The organism is Rhodococcus sp. NPDC127593, assembly GCF_042671975.1.
Classification (GTDB): Bacteria; Actinomycetota; Actinomycetes; order Mycobacteriales; family Mycobacteriaceae; genus Rhodococcus_F.
Genome location: NZ_JBHXWI010000031.1, coordinates 62278 through 85608 on the forward strand (window position 1 = coordinate 62278; position 23331 = coordinate 85608).

Consider the following 23331-nt stretch of genomic DNA (forward strand, 5'->3'; position numbering starts at 1 on the left):
CGTAACTGTCAAGGGGGACGAACTAAATTCTGTCGGCGGGTCGCTCCTGGTGAATGGGTTGCGCCTGTCGGCGGGGGCGCTTGACGGTGCGCCCATGAACTCGGGGCCACAGTTCGGGATCGATGTCGGCGATTTTCCACAGGGCGGGGAGCGCGGCGGCGAGTGCGACGCGTTCGTGGTCGGCCAGGGTGGAGATGCGCTCGGCGAGTGTCTGGTTGCGCAATTGCTGGTTCTCCTCGAGGATGCGCCGGCCTGCCGCGGTGATCGCGACCCGGACCTGGCGGCGGTCCTCGAGGCCCTCGCGCTTCTCGACCCATCCGGCCTTGGCCAGTCGACCGACGATTTCGGTCATGGTCGAAATTGCGCGGCCATCGGCGGCCGCCAGTTCGGTGATCGGCATCGAATCAGCGGCCGTGAGCTGGCTCAACACCAAACTTTGCGCGGGGCCGAGGGGGGCATTGGCGTTCGTTTCCCGCAGCCGATTGCCGATCATGGTCAGCGGGGGGCGACTTGCTGCTGCGATCTCCGTGGACTCGAGGGCGGCGGGGTTCCGGCCTAGTAGGCCCGGAATGGACAGAGGGTCGGATTCGGTGTGGGGGTCACTATCCATCAGCGTCACCTGTATGTCTCCTCGAGGTTGGTAAATCCATCAGGGGGTCCGTGAATGACCTCTTGACAGCGAACTCATCAAGAGTAATAGTACGGGAACTATGATTCGTGTCACGAAGTTATTTACCCTTGGTGAGTGGCAGCGATGCGGAGTGGGCGGATCAATTCTTCCGGCATGGGCCGCCACACCCTCTGCCGGTGCTGCGCCGACGCGAAAGGCACATGATGAGTGACAAAGTGCGCGGTCCCCTCGCCAACCGCTACACAGATCTGGTCGGTATCCGGCACCCGGTAGTTCAGGAAGGGATGGGCCCGTTCGGGACCACCAGACTGGCCGCGGCGGTGTCGAACGCGGGCGGTCTGGGCACGGTGAGCGTGCCTGGAACGGACGGCGACCTTCATGCGGCCGCAGCCGAGCTGCGCCGCAGCATCGAGGAATGCGCGACCCGCACCTCCGCCCCGTTCGCGGTGAACATCCCGGTGGGCCACGACCGTAACGGTGGGATCGCGACATTCGCGCGCATTTATCTCGACGCGGTGTTCGCGGCACGACGGGGCGATGCCGGGATCGCAAGCCGGTTGCGCGTTCTGACCACCTCTGCCGGATTCCCCGCCGGCCTGACCGCGAGGATCCACGACGAGGGCATGATCCACCAACACAAGGTGGGTGCCACGCGGCATGCCGTGAAGGCGGTCGAAGCTGGCGTCGACGTCGTCATTGCCGCCGGTTCGGAAATGGGCGGGCACGCACCGGCCAGCGGTATGCACACCTTCGTGCTCGTTCCGAACGTCGCCGCCGCGGTCGATGTGCCAGTCGTGCTCACCGGAGGCGTGCGAGACGGCCGCGGGTTGGCCGCCGCGCTCTGTCTCGGCGCCGACGCCGTCGCTCTCGGTACCCGATTCGCGGCGACCACCGACAACACCGAATGGCACCCCGCCTACCGGGACGCCCTCGTCGCAGCACAGGAAGGTGACGACCTGTTGATCGACGGCGTCTTCGGGCCGTGCCGGATGCTACGTAACCCCGCCGCGGAGAAGATGCGGACCGGCACCACCCCCCAGGCCGAGAAGATCGCCGCAATGCGGCGCGCCCAAATCGAGGGCGACACCGAAAACGGACTCGTGCTGATGGGGCAGGTTGCCAGCGGTATCTCCGACGTTGTCACGGTCGCGGAATACCTGCCCAGGATTGTTGACGAGGCGGCGGAGATCCTCACATCAATACAACCGTCTCCTAACACGCGATGAAAGGATACAAACGATGAGCAATGCCATCCTGGTAGAGCGCGAGGGACCGGTTGCCAAACTCGTCATGAACCGTCCCGAGAAGCACAACGCCCTCCGGTTCGCCGATCTCGATCTGCTGGTCGAGAAACTGCACGAGTTGGAGGACGACGACGACGTCAAGGTCATCATCCTCAAAGGAAACGGACGGTCCTTCTGCTCCGGACACGACTACAACGACGCCGCCAAGTCCTACGGACTCGAACCGGGCGCTGACGGAACGAAGCCGCGCCGCCCCAGTCAACGATCCCGGCTTTCGCGAGATCGCAAACTGGGGGAGAACTACAAGGCATTCCACTTCTCGCTCAAGCCGGTCATCGCGCAGGTCCAAGGTGTGTGCACCGGTGCAGGCATGTACCTCGTGGAACTGGTCGACCTCGCCATCGCCGCAGACACTGCCCGATTCAGTCACGCCGAGCAACGGTTGGGCTTGGCCGGTAACACTTGGCATCTGAACACCCAGATCCTCAAGTACGGGCCGAAGAGGGCCCGCGAGATCCTCCTGCTCGGAGACGAATTCGATGGCCGGGATGCGGAGCGATTCGGGGCGGTGAACCGGTCGGTGCCGGAGGCCGACCTCGAGGGCACCGTCCAAGCATGGGCCGAGCGGATCGCCCAGCATCCCAGAGATGCCTTGGTGACGGGACGGGCCATGTGGCAGCAGGCGATGGAGAGTCTGGGCGGAAGCGAGCAGTTCGCTCGCGGATATGTCGGGCACACCCTGGGCACGAACCTCAGATTCGAAGAGGACGAATTCAACTTCCTGCGAGAGCGCAGCCGGAGCGGCACCAAGAACGCCTTCGCGCAACGGGAAGGTCACTACTCAGTCAAGTGACGTTCAGGAACCACAAGTGTTGCTGAACAACCGGGACCCCAACCATCAGGAGGACCCGATGAACGGATCACCCAGATCGGACCGGATAAGGATGCATGCAGGCGATATGACTACTTCGACCTCCTGGCAGCAAGACTCGACTGCCATTCTCAAAGCCCGAATTGATCGACTGCCGCTTGCGACCGCCACACACAAAAAGTGGATGGTTCTCCTTGCTTTCTTCTTCTTCTTCGACACATTAGATGCCGCAATGCTCGGCTACACGGCACCTGCTCTACGGGCCGAATGGGGACTATCTATCTCTACGATCGGGCTTCTCTCGTCTGTCACCTTTGTAGGCATGATGATCGGTGCAGTGCTAGGAGGGAGACTGGCCGACCGGCTAGGTCGGCGGAAGATAATACTATCGGCTGTTGTCTTCTACTCGGTTTTCTCCTTGGCGGCAGCCCTCTCGCCAAATGTGATGTTTCTCGGTGCCTTCCGTGTCCTCACGGGAGTGGGGCTCCAGGCCATGACCGGCGTATTGCTTGTGTTTGTCAGTGAAATGTACCCAAAGCATCTGCGAGGTCGCTATCAAGCCCTCCTCCTCGGTTTTGGCTGTGTAGGAATTCCGGCCGTTGCAGGAATCTCCAGCATCGTTATATCAATGGGTCCCGGAATGTGGCGTTGGGTATTCGTGGTCGGAGGTCTGGGAATCATCGGAAGTCTGATCGGCATGCGCGTCCTCCCCGAGTCTGTGCGATGGCAGATCGATAATGGGCGAGAGGTCGAAGCCGAGACGCTGATCGGCAAGCTCGAGGACGAGGCGCGACGCAAAACTGGAGGGGAACTCCCCGAGGTTGTCGTAGCCGAACCGGTACCCACCGGCCGCGTGTCGGAGTTGTTCTCTCGTAAGTATATTGGCCGACTGATCGTTCTCTCCGTCTGCATGATCTGTTTCATTTTGATCAACTACGGCTTCAACGGATGGGTAGCGACCCTCCTCGTCGAGCGCGGGCTTCCCCAAACGCAGGCCCTGCACATAGCGTTTATGATGTCGCTGGCAAGCGTCCCGGGCTCCTTCCTGGCGTACCCCATCATCGACAAATTTGAACGCCGTAGAGTGGGCGCGGTCAGCATGGTACTCGTCGCGGTATTTCTTCTCGCCTTCGCTGTCGTGGACAGTCTCATTCTGATCGTCATCTCAGGGTTTCTGCTGACGGCGTTCTCGTACGTCGCACTGTCGGTTCTCTACACCTATGCTCCGGAGATTTTCCCGACAAATCTTCGCGGCCTGGGTGCAGGAATTGGAAACGGAATGGGACGCGTTGCCGGCCTAGCCCAGGGGTTCCTCGTAGCCGGTATCTACAACGGCTTCGGATTCGCTCCCGTCTTCGCCTACATGGCAGTCTGCGCTCTGGTATTCGCGATCACGATGGGATTCTTCGGAATGAATACGTCGAATCGGAGTTTGGAAGAAGTCTGACCGCACCCCCTTCACAATGAGGAGAAAAACTGTGAAACTCGAGACCGAACTGCCGGCAGGTCTTCGTCACGGCAACGAAGCGCCCGGTGAGGATGCAATCGAAAGGAACCTGCACGAGTTACTCGACGAACGGGCACGCCGCCGCGCCCTGGGCTCACGAAGTCGAGCCGGGATCACCCCCGAAGAGGCCGAGGTACGAATTACTCGCTTCCTCCGCAACCGCCTCGATGAGGAGTTCGAGGTCACCGACGTCGTTCAGCTGTCCGGTGGCGGTGCAAACGAGTGCTACTCGTTCCGCCTGTCCCGTGGCGGAGGATCCGAGCGGCTCGTACTCCGGATCAAGTCCCACGGGGCTTGCTGTGAGACGAATGTCCAGCGTGAGTTCTCCATGCTGAACGCCGTGAAGTCGGCGCTGCCGGTTCCGACGGCATACTGGATATCCCCCGGCTCGGACGACTTCGGCTCACCTGCGATGATCACCAGCTTCGCCGAGGGGGTCTCTGCACCAACCGATGCCGTTCCCCTCGCCACCGGACTGGGCACGGTGTACGGCCCGAGGCTGCAGAAATTGCTCGCCCCTCAGTTCGTCGAGCACCTCGCCCACCTGCACGCCTACGACTGGTCTGGTGCAGATCTCGAGGGATTCGATATTCCGAGTGCCCAGACGACCCAAGCCCTGGACTGGCGGTTGACTTTCTGGGACCGGGCGTGGGACGAGGATGCCTTCGAACCCCATCCGACGATCACACTTACTCGGGAGTGGCTCTGGCGAAACCGGCCGCCTGTCGATCAAGTGTCGTTGCTGCACGGTGACTACCGAAACGGGAACTTCCTCTTCGATGAGCACAGCGGCGAGATCAAGTCCGTAATCGACTGGGAACTCTGCTATCTGGGTGACCGCCATTCCGATCTTGCATACGCCATGCTCCCCGCATGGGGTTCGGTGGGGGAATCAGGAGAGTTCCTCAATTCGGGCCTGGTTGAAACGGAGCAATTCATCGCAGACTACGAGCGGATCTCGGGGCTCACAGTCGACCGGGAACGCCTGAACTACTACATGGTCTATGCGCTCTACTGGTCAGTGATCTCGCTGATCGGAACGGCCCCACGCAATGCAGACCTGCGGATGACCCAGCTCGATGTCATGTACAACTTCATCTATCCAGGTCTGGGCGCGTATTTCTCGAAAGAACTCAACCGACTCGTATCTGGAGTTTCCGCATGATTCCGACCGTTACTCAGCAACTTGAAGCGATTCGACGCAGGCTCACCGAGACCGTGGTACCCGCACTGCCCGAAAGCGCGCACTTCGCCCATGAGCAGGTCCTCTTGATCGATGCCACCCTCGGGTCCCTGATCGAATGCCATGAACACGAGTATCGATACGCGGTGGTCGAGTATCAGGATTACCGGACGACCCTCACCGCGTTCGCCCAGATGATCGCGTCGGACGAGCGCGACGTCATCGACATTCTGAATGAGGACGGGCCGAGTGCCACGGAGGCAGCAACCCCGCTTCACGTGATCACCGAAAAGACGCGTCGGATGAAGGTGCTCACCGAGCGTCTCTATCAGCAGCTGAGCGGCCGGCGTGCCGGAGGAGATTCATCGGCGGCTGACCTCATGGCGAGCCTCGCCGCGCGGCAGGTCGAACGCGAGGCCTCCTGGTTCCGTCAGGCAGGATTCACCCGGGACGATGCGATGCCGATCGGCACGCTTCTGGAGGGTTACCGGTGATCGAGCATAAATCTCTCTATGTCGACGGCGAGTGGGTGCCGGCCGACAGCACGGATTCGGTGGAGGTCATCGAGGCCGCCACCGAGGAGACGATCGGTAGGGCTCCCCTGGGAAACCGGCGTGACATCGGGCGTGCAGTGGATTCGGCACGAAACGCTCTGGACCGCGGCCCCTGGGGTCGCATGAGCGCGACCGAGCGGGCCTCTCTGATGCTTGATTTCGCCGACGAACTCGAGGCCCGCGCCGACGACACTGCCACCCTGGTCAGCCGAGAGAACGGCATGCCGATCACGCTGTCGCGGGTGGCCAATGGATCCGGCCCGGCGGCGACGCTTCGGATGTACGCCAACTTGGTGGCGGACGCGGAGACCGAGGATGTCCGTGCCAGTCTGCGCGGTTCGACCATCGTCCGACGAGAACCTGTTGGTGTGGTGGGTGCGATCACGCCGTGGAACTCGCCGCAGACGCTGGCGGTCATGAAGATCGCGCCGGCACTTGCGATGGGGTGCACCATCGTCCTCAAGCCGTCGCCCGAAACCGCGCTGGACGCCTTCGCGTTCGGAGAAGCGGCGAGCGCGGCCGGGATTCCGGGTGGAGTGCTCAACATTGTGCCAGGCGATCGCGACGCCGGTGCGGCACTCGTCTCACACCCTGCCGTCGACAAGATAGCCTTCACCGGTTCCACGGCGGCGGGGCGAGCAATCGGTGCCGAATGCGGTCGGTTGATCCGACCGTGCACATTGGAACTCGGCGGCAAATCAGCATCGATCGTCCTTGACGATGTCGACCTGAATGTCTTCGCCGCCGGCCTGCCGGATTCGAGTTTCCGCAACAACGGTCAGATTTGCGCGCTTCAATCCCGAATCCTCGCTCCGCGTAGTCGATATGACGAGATCGTCGATGTCGTCGCCGACCATGCCCGCAACCTCGTGCTCGGAAATCCGTTGGATCCCACAGTGACCTGTGGGCCGATGGTCAGTGCAGTGCACCGCTCCCGGGTGCTGGCACACATCGATGGTGCACGTTCTGGAGGCGCCGTCCTCGTGACGGGGGGCGGTAGGCCAGTCGATCAGGAGCGTGGGTGGTTCGTCGAACCCACCGTGTTTGCCGGTGTCTCGAACTCGGATCCCATCGCCAGGGAGGAAGTCTTCGGTCCAGTCATCGTGGTGATCCCCTATGACGGTGACGACGACGCAGTCCGGATCGCCAACGACAGCAGCTACGGGCTGGGCGGCTCCGTCTGGACACAAGATGAGACCCGCGGGCTCGAGATCGCTCGACGCGTACGGACTGGCTCGTTTGGGATCAATTACTACACCCTCGACCCCGGTGCGCCGTTCGGTGGGATGAAGGACAGCGGCCTCGGCCGCGAGTTCGGCCCCGAAGCACTGGAGGCCTACACCGAATACAAGTCCATCTACGCGAGCGATCGCTGGTTACACAAGCAGTAGGTCGGCACCACTTCAGGTTCTGCCCCTCATCGGAAGGAGTATTCATGTTGCGGATCCGTGCCGCCGTGGCGAGAGAGAAGGAGGCACCGTTATCACTCGAGGAACTGACGCTCGACGACCCACGATCCGATGAGGTACTCGTCGAGGTGTCGGCCGTCGGGCTCTGCCACACCGATGTGGCAGTCCGAAACCAGTGGATGCCTGTGCCTTTGCCGATCGTTCTCGGACATGAGGGTGCCGGCATCGTCCGCGCCGTGGGCAAATCGGTCACCAAGGTTGCCCCCGGGGATCGCGTCGTAATGACCTACTGGCACTGTGGCGAATGCCACTACTGCGCAAGCGGGCACCCGGCCTACTGCGTCGATCACGCGACGTGGACGACGGGCGGGAGCAGACCGGATGGAACCAATGCTCTACACGGAGACGGATCTGTGCACGGATTCTTCTTCGCGCAGTCGTCCTTCGCCACTCATGCGGTTGCGACCGAACGCAATGTGGTAAAGGTCGGCGCGGACGCGGACCTCGTTGTGGCGGGTCCGCTCGCGTGCGGACTTCAAACAGGCGCCGGAACCGTAATGAACAGACTAGCTCCACCAGTGGGGTCCAGCATCGCAGTCTTCGGTGCCGGAGCGGTGGGACTAGCGGCTGTCATGGCAGCCAAGGTCGTCGGGTGTACCACCATCATCGCTGTCGATGTCCATCCTTCTCGGCTGGACTTGGCGCAGGAACTAGGTGCTACACACACGATCGACGCCTCGGATGGAAGGGACGTCATGCAGGCCCTCCGGTCTGTCGCACCGTCGGGTGTGAACTACAGCGTGGAGACGAGCGCGGTACCAGCGGTGGCGGCACAAGCGATCGACTGTCTGGCGCCCACGGGGACCTGCGCAATTCTGGGTGTAGGCCCCAGGGGAACAGAGCTTTCGACAGATATGACGCGCCTTCTTTCCACCGGTCGCACCATCACGGGCGTGGCAATGGGTGACACCCGCCCTGAGGAGTTCATCCCTGTTCTGCTCGACCTCCATCGGCAGGGACGATTTCCAGCGGACCGGCTGATCACCACGTACACCCTCGACGAGATCAATCAAGCCATCGACGACGCCGAGACCGGCAAAATCGTGAAGGCAGTGCTCGTCCCGGGGTGAGCACACCGGTGACCCGCGCAGCCCTCGCACTTGCTCGACACATTCGATGCCGCGACGTCGCCGCCGCGCTTGAACTGAACACACGTCGGGTCCACCGTATGTGGCTCGCCGACGCCGAAGTATACGAACCCTGATCGTTCCTGGCCTGGCCGGTGTACACGTGACGTGGGCAAACCTGTCAAGCCTGCACCACACCAGGGCCCCGGATCGACCACTTCCACCCACGAGAGGACAGCGCGATGGACCTCAAGGTCACCCGCTACGAAATCCGCGAGAATGGTGTCGCCACGGTGTGGCTCGACCGCCCTGGCCGCGGCAACTCCTGGACGTCCCGCATGAATGCTGAGCTCCGCTGGACCATGGCAACCCTCGATGCGGATCCCGCCGTTCGGGCTGTGGTCCTCACCGGCGGCGGTAATCAGTTCTGTGTCGGCGCCGATACCAAGGCGCTGGACTTCTACACCGAGACCGACGAAAAGTATGCCGACACCGTCAACAAGCCCGACTTCGCACGCCCCGGCCACGGGGTGAATCCGGAATTCGACCACGACCTGGTGTGGATGTGGGGCCTACGCGTCCCGCTGATCGCCGCCATCAACGGACCGTGCGCCGGTATCGCGGTCGCCCTGGCCGGTTACTGCGACCTCCGCTACGCCGTGGAGGGCGCCAAGTTCACCACCGCGACCCCGCGCCTGGGACTGCCCGCCGAGTACGGACTGGCCTGGCTGCTGCCCCGCATCGTCGGATTGGCGAACACCGCCGACATCCTCATCACCGGACGCATCCTGCGCTCCGAAGAACTCCTTCGCATGGGTTTCCTGAACGGCGTACATCCCCGGGACGAGCACTTCCTCGACAAGGTCTACGAGGTCGCCGACTACATCGCCACCCAGGTGTCCCCGGCCTCCGCGACCGGCGCCAAACGCCAGATCTACGCCGAGCTTCTCCACTCGAATGTCGGTACTGCAGTGGAGGATTCGAAAGACCTCATCGAGCAGTTCATGCAGCAGCCCGACTTCAAGGAAGGCGTGGCGGCCATGGCCGAACGGCGCGCCCCGCAGTTCGCGGCGCCCGCCCCCGAGACGCTGCCCGCACCTCCCGCATGAGCACCCCTCCCCGATCCACCGCGAGCGACCGCAAGAAACGGACCACACCTGATGAACACACCCTCGACCACAGTTGACGAACACACCGGCCCCGCCGCGGACGGCTTCCGGTGGAGCCGCGACACCACGGACGCGATCGTGCGGGGCCGTACCTGTCGTGTCTACCGCCACCGGCGCACCGCCGTCGCGCAGCTGTTGCTCGACGCCCGGCACTGGGGCGATAGGGTCCACGTCGTGCAAGGTGAGCGCCGGCTGACCTTCGCCGAGCACGAACGCGCGGTCGCGCGGATCGCCGAACACTTCCGGACGCTGGGCGTGGGCGCGGGCGATCACGTCGCCCTGTTCGCCCGCAATCACGCGGAATGCACGATGGCGTTCTGGGCCGCGCACTGCCTCGGCGCCGTGGTGGACCTGTGCAACGCCTGGTGGAGCGCCGCCGAACTCGAAGGTGCCCTCGACACCGTCCGCCCGGTCCTGATCGTCCACGACGACGACACCGAAGACCGTGTTCCCACCGGGATCACCGGGGTCAGCGTCACCGACCTCGGCCCGATGCTGCACGGCGACTCCGCACCCGAGCTACCCCTGCCCGAGGTGGCGGAGGACGACCCGGCCCTGGTCTTGTTCACCTCCGGCAGTACCGGAGCGGCCAAGGGTGTGCTGCTGTCCCAGCGCTCGGTCGTCGGCAACATCCACAACCTCCTTCTGGCGACCCACCGGCTGCCCGGCGAACTCGACCGCGACGGCGCCGCCAGTGTCAACATGGTGACCGTGCCGCTGTTCCACCTCGCCGGCGTGCAGGTCATGACCGCCGCACTGGTCACCGGGGCACGGTTGGTGTACCAGGACGGCCGGTTCAATCCAGCGGAGGTCCTCCGCCTCATCGAGCAAGAGCAGGTGACGACCTGGGGTGCTGTGCCCGCCATGGTCACTCGTGTCATGGAACACGAAAACTTCGTCTCTGCAGACACGTCCAGTGTCCGGTCGATCCCCCTCGGCGGGTCCGCGTCGACCCCGGCATTCCGGCGCACCGTTCAGGAGCGGTTCCCCAACCTCAAGGGTGGCGGTGCCGGGTCGATGTACGGGCTGACCGAGGCCGGTGGCCTCCTCGCCATGGGTACATCCCGTGAGATCTCCGAGCGCCCGGGCTGCGTCGGCAAACTGCTGCCGCCGATCGAGGTGACGATCGCGACCCCGGACGCCGACGGTAACGGCGAGATTCTCGTCAACTGCCCCGGCCTGATGAGTGGGTACGTCGACCCCGACCTGGAATCGCTCGTCGACGCCGACGGGTGGCTGCACACCGGTGATCTCGGTCGCGTCGACGCCGACGACTACCTCTACCTGAGCGGCCGGTCGAAGGACATCATCATCCGCGGCGGAGAGAACATTTCGTGCGCCCACGTGGCCGCGGCCCTGACCACCCATCCGGCCGTCGCCGAAGCAATCGTCGTGGCCCTGCCGCACGAGGAGCTCGGCGAACAGGTCGCGGCCGCCGTCACCATCCGGCGCGGCATGCCGGTCAGCACCGACGACTTGCGCGCACACGCAGCCACAACGCTCGGCCGCTTCCAAATCCCCACCCGCTGGTGGTTGCGCAACGACATGCTTCCCACCAGCGCGTCCGGGAAGGTGATCCGCCGCAATGTCGAGGCCATGTGGCTCGAACGCGGTGCCACCGACCTGATCGATAACGACAACTGACAGCCCATCCCACAGATCGGCGCTCCCCATGACGACCCCTCCCCCAGACGCCGGGTCGTCCGGCCCCCTCGCCGGCCTCCGAGTCCTCGAGGTCGGGGGCATGGGACCGGCGCCCTTCGCGGCAATGACTCTCGCAGACCTCCGACCAGCAGAGCGCGGCCGCCCGCCGCGGGACGGGTCGCAGATCCGCCACCGCGGGAAACGATCGATCTATCCCGATCTCAATGCTGACGCCGACCGTGACGCCCTGAACGACTACGCCCCGGATGACCGGCTGGGGACAAACCGGCCCGAAAGCAACGACCGCCGGACATGATGTCGGACACCTGGCCGGCACGGGGCTCCTGCATGCCATCGGCGACGAGGAACACCCACAGATCCCTCTCGCGCAGTTGTCGGCGACTTCGGCGTCGGTGCAATATATCTCGTGATCGGCGTCCTCGCCGCCCACATGGGGACACTGATCTACGGAATGCTCGCTGCCGGCGGTCGACGGACCGGCGCCAATCCAACCTGATGGATTGCGGTACCCGTCCTACTCAATCTACGAGACCGCCGATGGCAAGCACATGGCGGTCAGTTCGATCGAACCGCAGTTCTACGACACTTTTGTTCGTGATACCCGCGCCCAGTAGTAGTGGCGACAGCAGGAGCACCGTAATGAGTATCGAGCCCGGTCGTCACCCCCACGAGCGTTATGACCCGACCGTGCTGGCGATGCCAATCGGCCACGACCGTGAACTCTCAGAACTCGATCGTCTGGTCGATCGCACGCGAACTCGGTCCGCCACCATCGCTCTCGTCGAAGGTATGCCCGGAGTGGGGAAGACCACGCTGATCTCCAGGCTTACCGACCGATGGCCGGGCTGGCACGTCCGCACCGCGACTGGTGCCGCGTGGAGACGCACCCGCGCTTGGGATGTGACCGAGCAACTCCAGAAGATGCCGGTCTCATACGCCGACCCGATCGACGCGGCCGCCGACTACTCGGCACTCGCCTGCCGGCCGACGGTCCTCGTGGTCGACGACGCACACTGGGCAGATATCGAGTCGCTGCGGGCACTCTTGACTGCGGTGCAACACGGCGGCTGCCCTCTGGTCGTGTTGCTGGTCATCCCGGATCCCCTTCCCGACGACGTTCCGCCGGAGTCCGTCGCTCTCTTCGCGCAGCACCGCGGCTGTACGGTGCGAGTCCGCCCCCTCACCCCGGCCGACATCGCAAGATTGGCAATGTCTTTCGCCCGCGTCGACCTGACACCGTTCACGGCACGACAGCTCTACGACCACACGCTCGGCAAACCACGACCCATACTCCAACTACTCGAAGAGATTCCCCGCGACCGGTGGTATCAGTGGCAGGGCCGGCTCCCGTCGCCCCGGGAGCACGCAGCCGCGGTTCGCCGGGCGCTGGCCCGGTGCCCCGCCGACGCGCGCGCGTTAGCGGAAGCTGCTGCTGTTCTCGGCACCGAATGCCCGCTTCCGACCGCAACCCAACTCGCGGGCCTCGACGACCCCATCCCCGCCCTGGAAGTGCTTCATAGCGTCGGCCTGATAAAAATGCGGTCACAGACAGGTGTGGTCACCCTGGTCTTCCCCGAACCGATGACACAGGCCGCGGTGGCCGATGAGATCGGACCAGCCAGATGGCGCGCACTGCACGAGCGCGCCATCGCCCTCGTCGAGGACGAGGGAGCCGCTCTGTACCACGCCGCCGACGCGGCACCGCTGCCCGACGCGGGCCTCGCCGACCGACTCGACCGATACGCCGACGACCGGGCCGGCGCCGGCGCTTGGTCGGAAGTAGCCAAATCACTGATCATCGCGAGCCGAATCAGCCCAGACCCGGATCACCGGACAGACCGCCTCGTCCGAGGAGTCGACGCACTGACCGGAGCTGCTCTCCTCCCGCAAGCACTGACCTACCTCCTCGACGTCGAAGCCGCACCGGCCGGACCGAGACGGAGTGCCGTCCTCGGCTACCTCGCGATACAACGCGGACGCCAGGCGGAGGCACATCACGCGCTGACCTGTGCATGGGAGGCTCTGGGAGGTCCGGCCGATGAACCCGACATCGCGGCGATAATCTGCCAGCGAATGGTGCTGCACTCGCTGGCAGAACTCTGCACCGACGACCTGGTGATGTGGGCGGACCGTGCCGCATCCCTCGTCGACTGCGGGACGCCCGCTGCAATCGAATCGGCGGCGATCCGTGGGTTGGGGCTGGCGATGGCCGGGCGAACCAGCGAGGCACTGTCCGCCTACGCCCAACTGGCCGCACGAATCCGGCTCGGAGAACAGCGACAACGCGTTGGAATGGCGGAAGGTTGGCTCGCTCTCGCCCTCGACGATCCGGAGACCGCTCGCGCCGAACTCGAAAGGGCCGAGTGTACAAACCATCGCGGCGGTTCACTCCGGATCTCGCTGTGGGCACAAGCATGGTTGGCACGCGCCTACTTCGTTCTGGGAGACTGGGACGACGCACTGCGTACGGTGGATCGCGCGGCGGCACAACTCGACACGTCGGGTGTGAGCCTGCTCCGGCCACTCGTTCATTGGACGGGCGCGCAGATTCACGCCTTGCGTGGGAACTGGCTGGCCTCCCGGCAGCATCTCCGCCTCGGGCGTGCCGGCAACCACGACTACAAAATCATGCTGGCCCCCGCGCGGATTGCCATGGCGCAGTATGCCGAAGCATCCGCTGATTACGTGAGCGTCCTCCGCTACCTTCAACCGCTACGGGGAATCGACGATCGGCATGCAATGAACGAGCCGGGCTTCTGGCCCTGGGCCGACACGTATGCCAACGCACTTGTCGTGACCGGCCGGGTCGAAGAAGCTGACACATTCCTGCGACCCCACGAAAGCCTCGCAGCCACACGAAACCACCGATCCACGGCTGCGCGCCTTCGCACCATTCGAGGCCGAGTCTCGGGTGCACAAGGTGACATCGACAAGGCAATCGAATCATTCGAAGCGGCCCTCGAGGACATTTCGGAATTATCGATGCCGTACGAGCAGGCCCGCATCAACTTCGCGTACGGACAGACCCTGCGCCGTGCCGGACGTCGCCGAGATGCCGATGCGGTGATGCGCAATGCCCGTGAACTCTACGTACTACTCGCTGCGGAGACCTATGTGAAGCGATGCGAACGTGAACTCCAAGCGGGAGGCCTCAAAGTCAGCGCGTCGAGGGACAACGAAATATCCATACTCATCACCACACTGACTCCGCAAGAGCGCACTGTGGCGATACTGGTCGCGTCCGGAAAACGAAACAAGGAGGTCGCAGACGAACTCTTCGTGTCCGTCAAGACAGTGCAGTACCACCTGACCCGCGTATACGCCAAGCTCGGCATTCGCTCGCGTAGCGAACTTGCAGCCAACTTGCCACCTCGCAATGACGCCGATCCTGACACATATTCCCCGTGATCGCGAGCTGTTGACCTGGCCGTTGCCCAACGCGGCCGCAGAGCGTCACGCCGTCGAACGCTTCGTGGAGCCGGTCTTCAGGATTCGCGAGTCTCCGTAGCCGATCGCGTGGGCTCGAGCACGAACAACCGGAACTCACGTCCGCCGGACCGTCGATGCTCCATGAGGTAGCCGGGCCAGTAGTCGACCACCAGCTTCCAGAGATTCTCGCGTTCGTCCCCAGTGATGATCCGGACGCTCATGCGGGACTCGTGCGACCCTGCCTTCACCACGGCCTCGTCCGCGGCACGCAGGTTCACCGACCATGCCGGGTGCTCGGGGCGGCCCCAGTTCGAGCCGGTGACGATGTACCCGTCGCCGTACGGAATGCACAGCAAGGCCGTCGTCCGTGGGGTGCCGCTCTTGCGACCCGGGACCGTCACCTGCAGGGACTGCAGTCCGGCGATGCCGATGAGGCTCACCCGGTTGCCGGTCCACGCGCGCAGGTGCGATTCCAGCCAGATGATGATCGGCGCCATCCGCATCACCCATTCCCGGGTGCCGAGCCAGCGCGCGAGAATGCGGAGGGGATTGCCGAGCCCCCGCGGTCGGGGAAGCGGTGTGGGGTCGGAGTTCATGGTGGCCATCTTTCCTCAGATGGCGGATCGGGGCCGACCGCGATGAGTTTTGCGTTCCGCGTGGGTCTAATGGTCAGGTCCCACCGAAAAGACCTCGATTTCAAGCCTTGACCCGAACAATGGTTGAGGTTGCAGGATCGGTCAGTAGCAATTCGAGCAACTCGACAGGGAGTACAGATCATGTCCAACACTGGAGCCACGATTTCTGCAACCACGACCTCACGGATCAACCCGGCGACGCTCGAACTGAGCCGGCCCTGGGCGGTCGTCGCGACCGTCATCGGAGCGCTCGTCCCGAACCTGGTCATCTGGCTGCTCGGGCTCGCCGCCGGCGGGTCGTTCGAGATGACGGATGCCGGCACGACCAGCAGTGTCGCCCCCGGAGGCGTCGTCATCCTGACGGTGGTTCCGACGTTGATCGGGATGACACTGGCCGCGCTCATCTCACTCAAATGGGTGGCCGTCATCCGGCCTGCCGAAGTGATCGGCGCGCTGCTGCCGCTGGCGACGATCGCGCTCACCGTTCAAGCGGACTTCGACACCGCCAGCACCGTCGCACTGGCTGCCATGCACGTGGTGATCGCCGTGGTGATCGTCGTCGGCCTCGAAGCGATGCGGCGGCCCCTGGTCCGTCGCGCGCAGGTCTAGGGGGTGCTGTTCACCGGCGCATGAGCCTCGATGGTGAGTGCGATGTGCTCGACGATCCGCTTCTGCGAGATCTTCGGGCTTCCGGTGAGCCAGCGCTGGTACAGAAAGGCGATCGCCCCGAACAGGGCAATCGCGTTCAGCTGGGTGTTGACGGCGTCGCGGGGTGCGCCGTCGACACCCAGCATTGTCAGTGCCGCCGCCATGGGAGTGGTGAACTCGTTGACGAGTTGTTCGCCGCGCTGGGCCAATTCCGGCACCGACTGCGACTCGACGAACATGACGCGTCCCCGCCGCCGGTCCTGGGCTATGTAGCCGGTGAACGCCTTCACGACGTGGCGGACGAGTTCGCCCGGATCGGCCGGGCCCGTCTCCAGGGCTCCGAGCAGGGTGTCCCTCGCGCCCAGGACGACGTGGTCGAGGAGGGCGATGAGTAGCGCCTCCCGGTTGTCGAAACTCTCGTAGAAGTAGCGCTCGGTGAGGCCCGCCTGACGGCAGGTCGCCCGCATCGTCGTCGCTGCCGTTCCCTCGGTTCCCATGATCTGCAGGCCGGCCTCGATCAGTGCCGCACGCCTGGCCGCGCGGCGGTCGTCTGGCTCCTGGCCACGCCATTTGCGCGGTGCCCCACGAGGGTTCTGGCTGTCGGTCATGCCGTCATCGTCTCATCGATCCCGGTAACGATCGGGGAGCCCGCGCGGCCCACTGTTGACATCAGGTGATGTCAACAGTCATCCTGAATGCAACACGTTCCACATCGAGCGGCATCAGGAGATCGTCATGACCACCACAGAGCTTCCGTCCCAGCGCCGTTCGGCGCTGCCGCCGCTCGGGCCCGACTCGCTGACGTGGCACCGGTTCGGCGACTGGCGAACCGCGCTGCTGATCTCCTGGTCGGGCACGCTGCAGGTGATGCATCCCGTCATCGACACCGCTCTCGTGCAGCACTCGACCGTCTTCGGCAACGAGTTCGCCCGGCTGGCCCGTTCCGCGGGGCCTATCATCCGCGCGCTCTACGATCCGACCGGCGCGGAGGCCCAGATGATTCGCGACATGCACAAGGACATCAAGGGCACGACGGACGAGGGGCGGCGGTATCACGCGCTGAATCCCGGTCCGTACTTCTGGGCTCACGCCACGTTCCTGGCCACGCAGTATGTGGTCGCCGAGTACTTCGGTGAACCGCTCGGTGACTCCGAGAAGGAGCAGCTGTATCAGGAGTCGAAGCAGTGGTACGCGCTCTACGGGGTGTCGGCGACCAACCTGCCCGAGACGTACGCCGATTTCGTGGACTACTGGGACGACATGGTCTGCACGGTTCTCGAGAAGACCGAGACGGTGCGCAGGTCGCGCCTCCTCAACGGATTACCGACGCCTCGTCCCGACGATCGCATTCCCGCGGTCGTGTGGCGTCTCGTCGGTCCCGTGCTCGGACGGCTGCTCGTGTGGATTGCCCGCGGAACGCTGCCTCCGGTCGCGCGCGACAAGCTCGGCTGGGAGTGGTCCGCGGCCGACGAGCGCAGGCTCCGGCGATTCGGCAGCGGTGCGGATCGGATTCCGGTGCGTTCCCGAGCGATGGCGGCTGACACCGGTCGCGCGGAGGGCGTGCGACGGAACGGTGTCACGCGCGCCGAAGCGTCGTTCCCTCGCGTTCGGTTGCCCGGGTTCGGCGCACTAGTTCTCCGGACGCCGCGCACGCGATGCTCCCCGTGATCGACGGATCGGACGGTGATGACGTCGCCGAACTGCTGCGGTACCTGGGTCGCAGGCCCGACTGGAAGGCCCGACCAGTCAGGTGCGGCGCAGCCCGTCGAACGTCAGCTCGACGACGGCGTCCGCCAGGTCGGCGACGGTGCCGCCGGTGCGCGGGCGGTACCACTCGATCAGCGAGTTGACCGTGCCGAACACGAGCCGGCTGGTGAGCGCGGGATCGATGCCGGGCCGCAGGTCTCCCTCTTCCGCCGCCGCGACGACGAGGTCGCTGACGAACGCGTCGAACTCGCGGCGGCGGGCGAGGGCGCGACGCTCCACCGCGGTGTTGCCCCGAACGCGCAGCAGCAGCGTCACGTAGGGAAGCTCGGCGGCGAGGACCTCGACACTGCGGCGGACGAGGTACTCGAGACGGTCGATGTACCGGCCGCTCGTCGCCTTCTCCTCGGTGGTGACCGCGAAGAGCGCGTTGAGCGCGCGCGACAGTGCCAGTTCGAGCAGCTCCGACTTCCCGGACACGTGGTGATAGATCGACGACTTCGTGATTCCCAGGCGCTGGGCCAGCACCTCCATGCTGGTGCCGTCGTAACCCTTGTCGTTGAAGACCTTGACGGCGACAGCGAGCAGCGAGTCGAGGTCGTAGCCGGGACGTCCGGGCGATCCGGTCTTCCGTGCGGGGCGTGCCGTAGTCATGCGCGCAATCCTTCCAGGTGCAGAACTCCACCGCATCGGTGCGCCGTCATCCACGGTAGCCGACCGAAGGTTCGGTTGAGGTGACAATACCGTGCCGAACTCGGCGGCGGTGAACCACGTGCCGGGCCCTTGACCGGCGTTCGAGACTGCCTGTGTGATCGGAGAGGAGACCGATTCGCCGCTCAGTCGAGAGGATCACCCATGACCGACACCGCACCCGCCGAGGACCCGCGCGTTGCCATCGTCACCGGGGGTTCCGGCGGGATCGGCCGCGTCACCGCCGAACGGCTCGCGGCGGACGGGCAGACCGTGGTGGTCACATATGCCCACAACCCGGCGCCCGCCCAGGACACGGTGGACGCCATCACCGCGGCGGGCGGGAAGGCCTCGGCGGTGCAGGCGGATGTGGCGGACGAGGACCAGGTCGTCATGCTGTTCGACCGCACCGAGGAGTTGTACGGCGGTGTCGACGTCGTCGTGCACAGCGCGGGCATCATGCTGCTGGCGCCGTTGGCCGAACTCGATCTCGCCGATCTGGACCGGATGCACCGCACCAACATCCGGGGAACCTTCGTCGTGGATCAGCAGGCCGCGCGGCGGGTGCGCAGCGGCGGCGCGATCATCAACTTCTCGTCCTCGGTGGTGAAGTTGGCGCTCCCCAACTACACGGCGTACGCCGCGACGAAGGGCGCCGTGGACGCGATCACCCTGATCCTCGCGAAGGAACTCCGTGGCCGCGACGTCACCGTCAACGCCGTCGCTCCCGGTCCGACGGCCACACCCCTGTTCCTCGACGGCAAGCAACAGGACGCTGTCGATCGCCTTGCCGGGATGTCACCGCTCGAGCGACTGGGCATGCCGACGGACATCGCCGAGGTCGTGTCGTTCCTCGCCGGCCCGGCGCGCTGGGTCAACGGCTAGGTGATCTACGCCAACGGCGGGGTCATCTGAGTCAGGCGCCCATGGCCTGGGTCCGGCCCTCCTTGCGGGCCTTCGCCAGCCCACGCCGGGCCAGAAAACCGTTGGCGAGGAGCAGGAGGGTCTTGTTCGGTGGTGCCGCGAACCCGGCCTGGGTATGGGGTGCATACAGCGTCTCGGTGCCCGTGACCTCGATCCAGCCGGTGTTCTGACGCGACTCGAGGCCGACGAGCTCGGCGCGATAGGCGTGGGCGAGCAGGCCTGCGCGGCGGCCGCCCTGCGGCACTCCGGCAGGCACCGTCAGACGCACGCCCTCGCTGCTCGCAGAGCTCACGTCGACCGGTACGACGGCCGGATAGCCGTCCGCCTGACGGTAGGCGAGCAACCGGTGCGCTAGCTTCGCCGCGCGCTCGCCGGTCTTGGCCGCATCCACCCGTGGGCTGGTGCCCTTCTTCGGTGGGGTCTGGGGTTCCGCGTCGACCGCGGGTAGCGGTGCGCCGAACACCTCGGGCGGCCCGGTCAGGTGCAGGTCGGGCCAGGCGACGACCCGCGTCACCGTCACGGTCACCGGTACCCGGTCGGAATAGTACGCGCTGAGCCACCGGTCCCAGAACACGCCGCGGCGTGGCTCGCCCGTGTAGGGGGTGGAGCGCCGGCCGATGTCCTCGAGCAGTTCCGGGTCGGGGGTGGGGTCGAACGTCGCGTCTCCCTGCACGAGCACGTAGCGCTGATTGGTGCCGTCGCCGATCCCGTGCTCGCGGGCGTGGTAGGCGAGCGCCACCCGGGGTTCACCCGTGATGCGTTCGAGCTTGCGGCCGAACCCCAGCGAGGTGGTGAAGCCGACCGTTCCCCGCTGGCGGTCGCACAGCCCGAGGGGTGCCACCGCCGTGACCACGGCCCCGCCTGCGGGCGTGATGTACGCGAACCCGCAGGTCAGATCGCCGCAGATGACGTCGTCGACCTCGTCCGACCAGGTGACCGGCATGAGTCGAGCCTACTCAGCCGACGCGGCACCGGGCCAGTGCCCGGGGGTTGACGACACCCCGGAGTGAATATAGCTTCACTCCAGGTGAGTGATCACTCACACACAGTGATCGTGTCTTCAACACGGCATCGAGGAGCATCCATGGACCTGACCCTGACCGAGGAGCAGAAGGAGTTCCGGCAGCTGGCCCGCGACTTCTTGAACAAGGAGGTCGTCCCGCACCGCGCCGCGTGGGACCGCGCCGAATCGGTGGACACCGCGATCGTCGAGAAACTGGCCGACATCGGCTTCTTCGGCATGACCATTCCGGAGGAGTACGGCGGGCTCGGCGGCGACTACATCACGTACTGCCTCGGCATGGAGGAACTCGGCCGGGCGGACTCCGCGGTCCGGGGCATCGTGTCGGTGTCGATGGGGCTGGTTGGCAAGGTGATCCTGTCGCACGGCACCGAGGATCAGAAGCACGAATGGCTTCCCCGCATCGCGTCCGGTGAGGCGCTCGCCTGTTTCGGGCTCACCGAGCCGGACAACGGTTCCGACCCCGGCAACCTGAAGACCAAGGCGGTACGCACGGGCGACGACTACGTCATCAACGGTTCCAAGATCTTCATCACCAACGGCACGTGGGCGAAAGTGTGCCTGGTGTTCGCGCGCACCGGAGGTCCGGGGCCCAAAGGGGTTTCGGCCTTTCTGGTTCCGACGGACACCCCGGGATTCGAATCGCGCGAGATCCACGGAAAGCTCGGACTGCGCGGGCAGGCGACGGCCGAGCTGTCCTTCACGGACGTGCGCGTGCCGGCCAGTTGCCTGCTCGGATCCGAGGGGCAGGGCTTCTCCATTGCCATGCACTCGCTGGACAAGGGCCGCGTCTCGGTGGGTGCGGGTTGCGTCGGAATCATCCAGGGCTGCCTCGAAGCTGCCGTCGACTACTCCCGCGAGCGCACGCAGTTCGACCGTCCGCTCGCGTCGTTCCAGCTCGTGCAGGACCTGATCGCCGACATGTCCGTCGACGCCGACGCGGGGAGGCTGCTCACCTGGCGGGCGGCCGACCTGATCGAGCGCGTCGAACCGTTCGGCACGGCCGCGTCGAAGGCGAAGTACTTCTGCAGCGAGGCCGCGGTTCGCGCCGCCAACAACGCAATTCAGATCTTCGGTGGGTACGGGTACGTCGACGAATATCCCGTCGCGAAATACATGCGCGACGCGCGGGTGATGACGCTCTACGAGGGCACCAGTCAGATCCAGAAGCTGCTGATCGGCCGGGCGGAGACCGGGGTCAGCGCTTTCCTCTAGCACCACCGAGCGCCGAGTGACCCTTGACACAATCCTCGGCGTGAATGTACGTTCATTCCAACCGAATAGTTGTTCACAGATCATGAACATCACCTCATTGCCGAATCCAGAGAGAGGAATCACCGTGACCGATTACGAAGACATCACCTACGAGGTCGACGGCCCGGCTGCGGTCGTGACGATCAACCGCCCCGCGCGCTACAACGCCTTTCGTGGCAAGACCGTCGAGGAGCTGATCAAGGCCTTCCGCTCGGCGTGGGCCGACGACGCGGTGCAGGCGATCATCCTCACCGGCGCGGGGGAGAAGGCGTTCTGCACCGGCGGCGACGTCAAGCAGCGCGCGGAGACCGGCGACTACGGCCCGACCGAGAGCGGAATGTTCGAGATCGGCCACCTGCACAAGCTGATCCGCGACGTCCCCAAGCCCGTCATCGCCGCGGTGAACGGCATCGCCGTGGGCGGCGGCCACGTCCTCCACGTTCTCTGCGACCTCACCATCGCGTCCGAGACCGCGAAGTTCGGCCAGGCGGGTCCGCGGGTCGGCTCCTTCGACGCCGGGTTCGGGTCCGCGTTCCTGGCGCGAGTCGTCGGCGAGAAGCGCGCCCGGGAGATCTGGTACCTCTGCCGCCAGTACGACGCCGTCACCGCCGAACGCTGGGGCCTGGTCAACTGGGTGGTCCCCGCCGACCGTCTGCTCGAGGAGGCCAAGGCCGTCGCCGCGGAGATCGCGGAGAAGAGCCCCACCACCCTGCGTTTCCTGAAGCAGTCGTTCAACGCCGACACCGACCACCAGGCCGGACTGAGCAACCTCGCGATGTCTGCGCTGGACCTGTTCACGCACTCACCCGAGGGGCTCGAGGGCGCGGCGGCGTTCGCGGAGAAGCGCAAGCCCAATTTCAACAAGTACGTGAACGCCTGAGTCCGACAGCACGGGAAGTGGGAACAACCATGAGCAACAACATCGCAGTGGTCACCGGCGCGGGATCCGGCATCGGCCGCGCCATCGCGCTCGCGCTCGCCGAACAGGGCGAAACGGTGGTCGTCGCCGACCTCGACCTGCAGGCCGCGGAGAAGACGGCAGCCGAACGGCCCGACCGGCTCTTTCCGATGACCGTCGACGTCGCCGACCGGGTGCAGGTCGATGCCCTGCGCGACCGGGTGACGGCCGAGGTCGGCGTCGCGAACGTCCTCGTCAACGCGGCGGGATGGGACCGCACCGACCAGTTCCTCAACGCCACCACCGAATTCGCCGAGAAGGTCGTCGCCATCAACTACCTCGGTCCCGTGCACATGTGCAGTGCGTTCCTCCCCGGCATGGTGGAGGCGGGTAACGGCGGGCGCGTCATCAACCTGGCGAGCGATGCCGGCCGTGTCGGCAGTGCGGGGGAGAGCATCTACGCCGGCGCGAAGGGCGGCGTGATCGCGCTGTCGAAGTCGCTCGCCCGTGAGATGGCCCGGTACCGGATCAACGTCAACTGCGTGTGTCCCGGCCCGACCGACACCCCACTGTTCCAAGCCCAGACGGAGAAGCTCAAAGAGGCTCTGGTGAAGGCCATTCCGTTCCGGCGGCTCGCCCGCCCGGAGGAAGTGGCGGCACCGGTCCTGTTCTTCGCGTCCGAATCCGCGTCGTTCATCACGGGCCAGGTGATCAGCGTCAGCGGTGGCCTCACCATGGCCGGCTGACCGGTACCGGGACGGAGGACTC

Annotated in this window: 23 protein-coding genes; 17 read left to right on the top strand and 6 right to left on the bottom strand. The window is 65.1% G+C overall.

Annotated elements, in window-relative coordinates; translation table 11 throughout:
* Positions 1–22: 22 nt before the first annotated feature.
* The gene (locus tag ACFVJ3_RS27295) at positions 23–610 is read right to left on the bottom strand and encodes a MarR family winged helix-turn-helix transcriptional regulator (protein WP_378455031.1); all 588 of its coding nucleotides are present in this window, start codon (positions 608–610) and stop codon (positions 23–25) included.
* Positions 611–834: 224 nt separating this feature from the next.
* Here ACFVJ3_RS27295 and ACFVJ3_RS27300 point away from each other — a divergent pair, with 224 nt between their 5' ends.
* Genes ACFVJ3_RS27300 through ACFVJ3_RS27310 form a run of 3 tightly spaced genes read left to right on the top strand, consistent with a single transcriptional unit; the run spans position 835 to position 4193 of the window.
* Positions 835–1857 (top strand): NAD(P)H-dependent flavin oxidoreductase, encoded by a 1023-nt coding sequence (locus tag ACFVJ3_RS27300; protein WP_378455032.1) that lies wholly within the window; start codon positions 835–837, stop codon positions 1855–1857.
* Between the two features lie 13 nt (positions 1858–1870).
* Entirely contained in the window at positions 1871–2728 is an 858-nt protein-coding gene (locus ACFVJ3_RS27305) for an enoyl-CoA hydratase/isomerase family protein (RefSeq protein ID WP_378455033.1), read from the top strand.
* Positions 2729–2744: 16 nt separating this feature from the next.
* Positions 2745–4193 carry an MFS transporter gene (locus ACFVJ3_RS27310; protein ID WP_378455034.1) on the top strand — a complete coding sequence of 483 codons (1449 nt, stop codon included), beginning with the start codon at positions 2745–2747 and terminating at the stop codon, positions 4191–4193.
* Positions 4194–4347: 154 nt separating this feature from the next.
* On the opposite strand, the gene ACFVJ3_RS27315 is transcribed toward ACFVJ3_RS27310, so the two are convergent.
* Positions 4348–4542 carry a hypothetical protein gene (locus ACFVJ3_RS27315; protein WP_378455088.1) on the bottom strand — a complete coding sequence of 65 codons (195 nt, stop codon included), beginning with the start codon at positions 4540–4542 and terminating at the stop codon, positions 4348–4350.
* On the opposite strand from ACFVJ3_RS27315, the gene ACFVJ3_RS27320 reads away from it, so the two are divergent.
* The 8 genes from ACFVJ3_RS27320 (at position 4492) to ACFVJ3_RS27355 (ending at position 14768) form a co-directional block, all read left to right on the top strand.
* Entirely contained in the window at positions 4492–5418 is a 927-nt protein-coding gene (locus tag ACFVJ3_RS27320) for a phosphotransferase family protein (RefSeq protein ID WP_378455085.1), read from the top strand. The two genes, ACFVJ3_RS27315 and ACFVJ3_RS27320, sit on opposite strands and share 51 nt — an antisense overlap.
* Positions 5415–5930, top strand: a complete 516-nt coding sequence (locus ACFVJ3_RS27325; protein ID WP_378455035.1) for a hypothetical protein — start codon at positions 5415–5417, stop codon at positions 5928–5930. The genes ACFVJ3_RS27320 and ACFVJ3_RS27325 overlap by 4 nt, the downstream gene beginning before the upstream one ends.
* Positions 5927–7381, top strand: a complete 1455-nt coding sequence (locus ACFVJ3_RS27330; RefSeq protein WP_378455036.1) for an aldehyde dehydrogenase — start codon at positions 5927–5929, stop codon at positions 7379–7381. Before ACFVJ3_RS27325 ends, ACFVJ3_RS27330 begins: the two co-directional genes overlap by 4 nt.
* 44 nt (positions 7382–7425) lie before the next feature.
* Positions 7426–8529, top strand: a complete 1104-nt coding sequence (locus ACFVJ3_RS27335) for an NAD(P)-dependent alcohol dehydrogenase (protein WP_378455037.1) — start codon at positions 7426–7428, stop codon at positions 8527–8529.
* A gap of 239 nt (positions 8530–8768) precedes the next feature.
* Entirely contained in the window at positions 8769–9635 is an 867-nt protein-coding gene (locus ACFVJ3_RS27340; RefSeq protein ID WP_378455038.1) for an enoyl-CoA hydratase-related protein, read from the top strand.
* 51 nt (positions 9636–9686) lie between these two features.
* Positions 9687–11339, top strand: a complete 1653-nt coding sequence (locus ACFVJ3_RS27345) for a class I adenylate-forming enzyme family protein (RefSeq protein ID WP_378455039.1) — start codon at positions 9687–9689, stop codon at positions 11337–11339.
* A 266-nt stretch (positions 11340–11605) separates the two neighbouring features.
* Entirely contained in the window at positions 11606–11770 is a 165-nt protein-coding gene (locus tag ACFVJ3_RS27350; RefSeq protein WP_378455040.1) for a hypothetical protein, read from the top strand.
* Positions 11771–12056: 286 nt separating this feature from the next.
* Positions 12057–14768 (top strand): LuxR C-terminal-related transcriptional regulator, encoded by a 2712-nt coding sequence (locus tag ACFVJ3_RS27355; RefSeq protein WP_378455086.1) that lies wholly within the window; start codon positions 12057–12059, stop codon positions 14766–14768.
* 77 nt (positions 14769–14845) lie between these two features.
* On the opposite strand, the gene ACFVJ3_RS27360 is transcribed toward ACFVJ3_RS27355, so the two are convergent.
* Positions 14846–15385 carry a nitroreductase family deazaflavin-dependent oxidoreductase gene (locus tag ACFVJ3_RS27360; RefSeq protein WP_378455087.1) on the bottom strand — a complete coding sequence of 180 codons (540 nt, stop codon included), beginning with the start codon at positions 15383–15385 and terminating at the stop codon, positions 14846–14848.
* A gap of 180 nt (positions 15386–15565) precedes the next feature.
* Here ACFVJ3_RS27360 and ACFVJ3_RS27365 point away from each other — a divergent pair, with 180 nt between their 5' ends.
* On the top strand, positions 15566–16033 hold the full coding sequence (locus ACFVJ3_RS27365) for a DUF6069 family protein (RefSeq protein WP_378455041.1): 468 nt from the start codon (positions 15566–15568) through the stop codon (positions 16031–16033).
* Here the strand turns inward: ACFVJ3_RS27365 and ACFVJ3_RS27370 are convergent.
* The gene (locus tag ACFVJ3_RS27370; RefSeq protein ID WP_378455042.1) at positions 16030–16680 is read right to left on the bottom strand and encodes a TetR/AcrR family transcriptional regulator; all 651 of its coding nucleotides are present in this window, start codon (positions 16678–16680) and stop codon (positions 16030–16032) included. The genes ACFVJ3_RS27365 and ACFVJ3_RS27370 overlap by 4 nt on opposite strands.
* A gap of 127 nt (positions 16681–16807) precedes the next feature.
* Here ACFVJ3_RS27370 and ACFVJ3_RS27375 point away from each other — a divergent pair, with 127 nt between their 5' ends.
* Positions 16808–17740: an oxygenase MpaB family protein gene (locus tag ACFVJ3_RS27375; RefSeq protein ID WP_378455043.1), complete on the top strand. Its 933-nt coding sequence runs from the start codon at positions 16808–16810 to the stop codon at positions 17738–17740.
* Between the two features lie 78 nt (positions 17741–17818).
* On the opposite strand, the gene ACFVJ3_RS27380 is transcribed toward ACFVJ3_RS27375, so the two are convergent.
* On the bottom strand, positions 17819–18430 hold the full coding sequence (locus ACFVJ3_RS27380; RefSeq protein ID WP_005250938.1) for a TetR/AcrR family transcriptional regulator: 612 nt from the start codon (positions 18428–18430) through the stop codon (positions 17819–17821).
* 201 nt (positions 18431–18631) lie between these two features.
* On the opposite strand from ACFVJ3_RS27380, the gene ACFVJ3_RS27385 reads away from it, so the two are divergent.
* The gene (locus ACFVJ3_RS27385) at positions 18632–19351 is read left to right on the top strand and encodes an SDR family oxidoreductase (protein WP_378455044.1); all 720 of its coding nucleotides are present in this window, start codon (positions 18632–18634) and stop codon (positions 19349–19351) included.
* 31 nt (positions 19352–19382) lie between these two features.
* Here the strand turns inward: ACFVJ3_RS27385 and ACFVJ3_RS27390 are convergent, their stop codons facing one another.
* Complete coding sequence (locus ACFVJ3_RS27390; RefSeq protein WP_378455045.1) at positions 19383–20333, bottom strand: hypothetical protein; 951 nt, start codon at positions 20331–20333, stop codon at positions 19383–19385.
* 141 nt (positions 20334–20474) lie between these two features.
* Here ACFVJ3_RS27390 and ACFVJ3_RS27395 point away from each other — a divergent pair, with 141 nt between their 5' ends.
* The 3 genes from ACFVJ3_RS27395 (at position 20475) to ACFVJ3_RS27405 (ending at position 23309) form a co-directional block, all read left to right on the top strand.
* Entirely contained in the window at positions 20475–21626 is a 1152-nt protein-coding gene (locus ACFVJ3_RS27395; protein ID WP_378455046.1) for an acyl-CoA dehydrogenase family protein, read from the top strand.
* A 124-nt stretch (positions 21627–21750) separates the two neighbouring features.
* Positions 21751–22545 carry an enoyl-CoA hydratase-related protein gene (locus tag ACFVJ3_RS27400; RefSeq protein ID WP_378455047.1) on the top strand — a complete coding sequence of 265 codons (795 nt, stop codon included), beginning with the start codon at positions 21751–21753 and terminating at the stop codon, positions 22543–22545.
* A gap of 29 nt (positions 22546–22574) precedes the next feature.
* Positions 22575–23309 carry an SDR family NAD(P)-dependent oxidoreductase gene (locus tag ACFVJ3_RS27405; protein WP_378455048.1) on the top strand — a complete coding sequence of 245 codons (735 nt, stop codon included), beginning with the start codon at positions 22575–22577 and terminating at the stop codon, positions 23307–23309.
* The last annotated feature ends 22 nt before the right edge of the window (positions 23310–23331 follow it).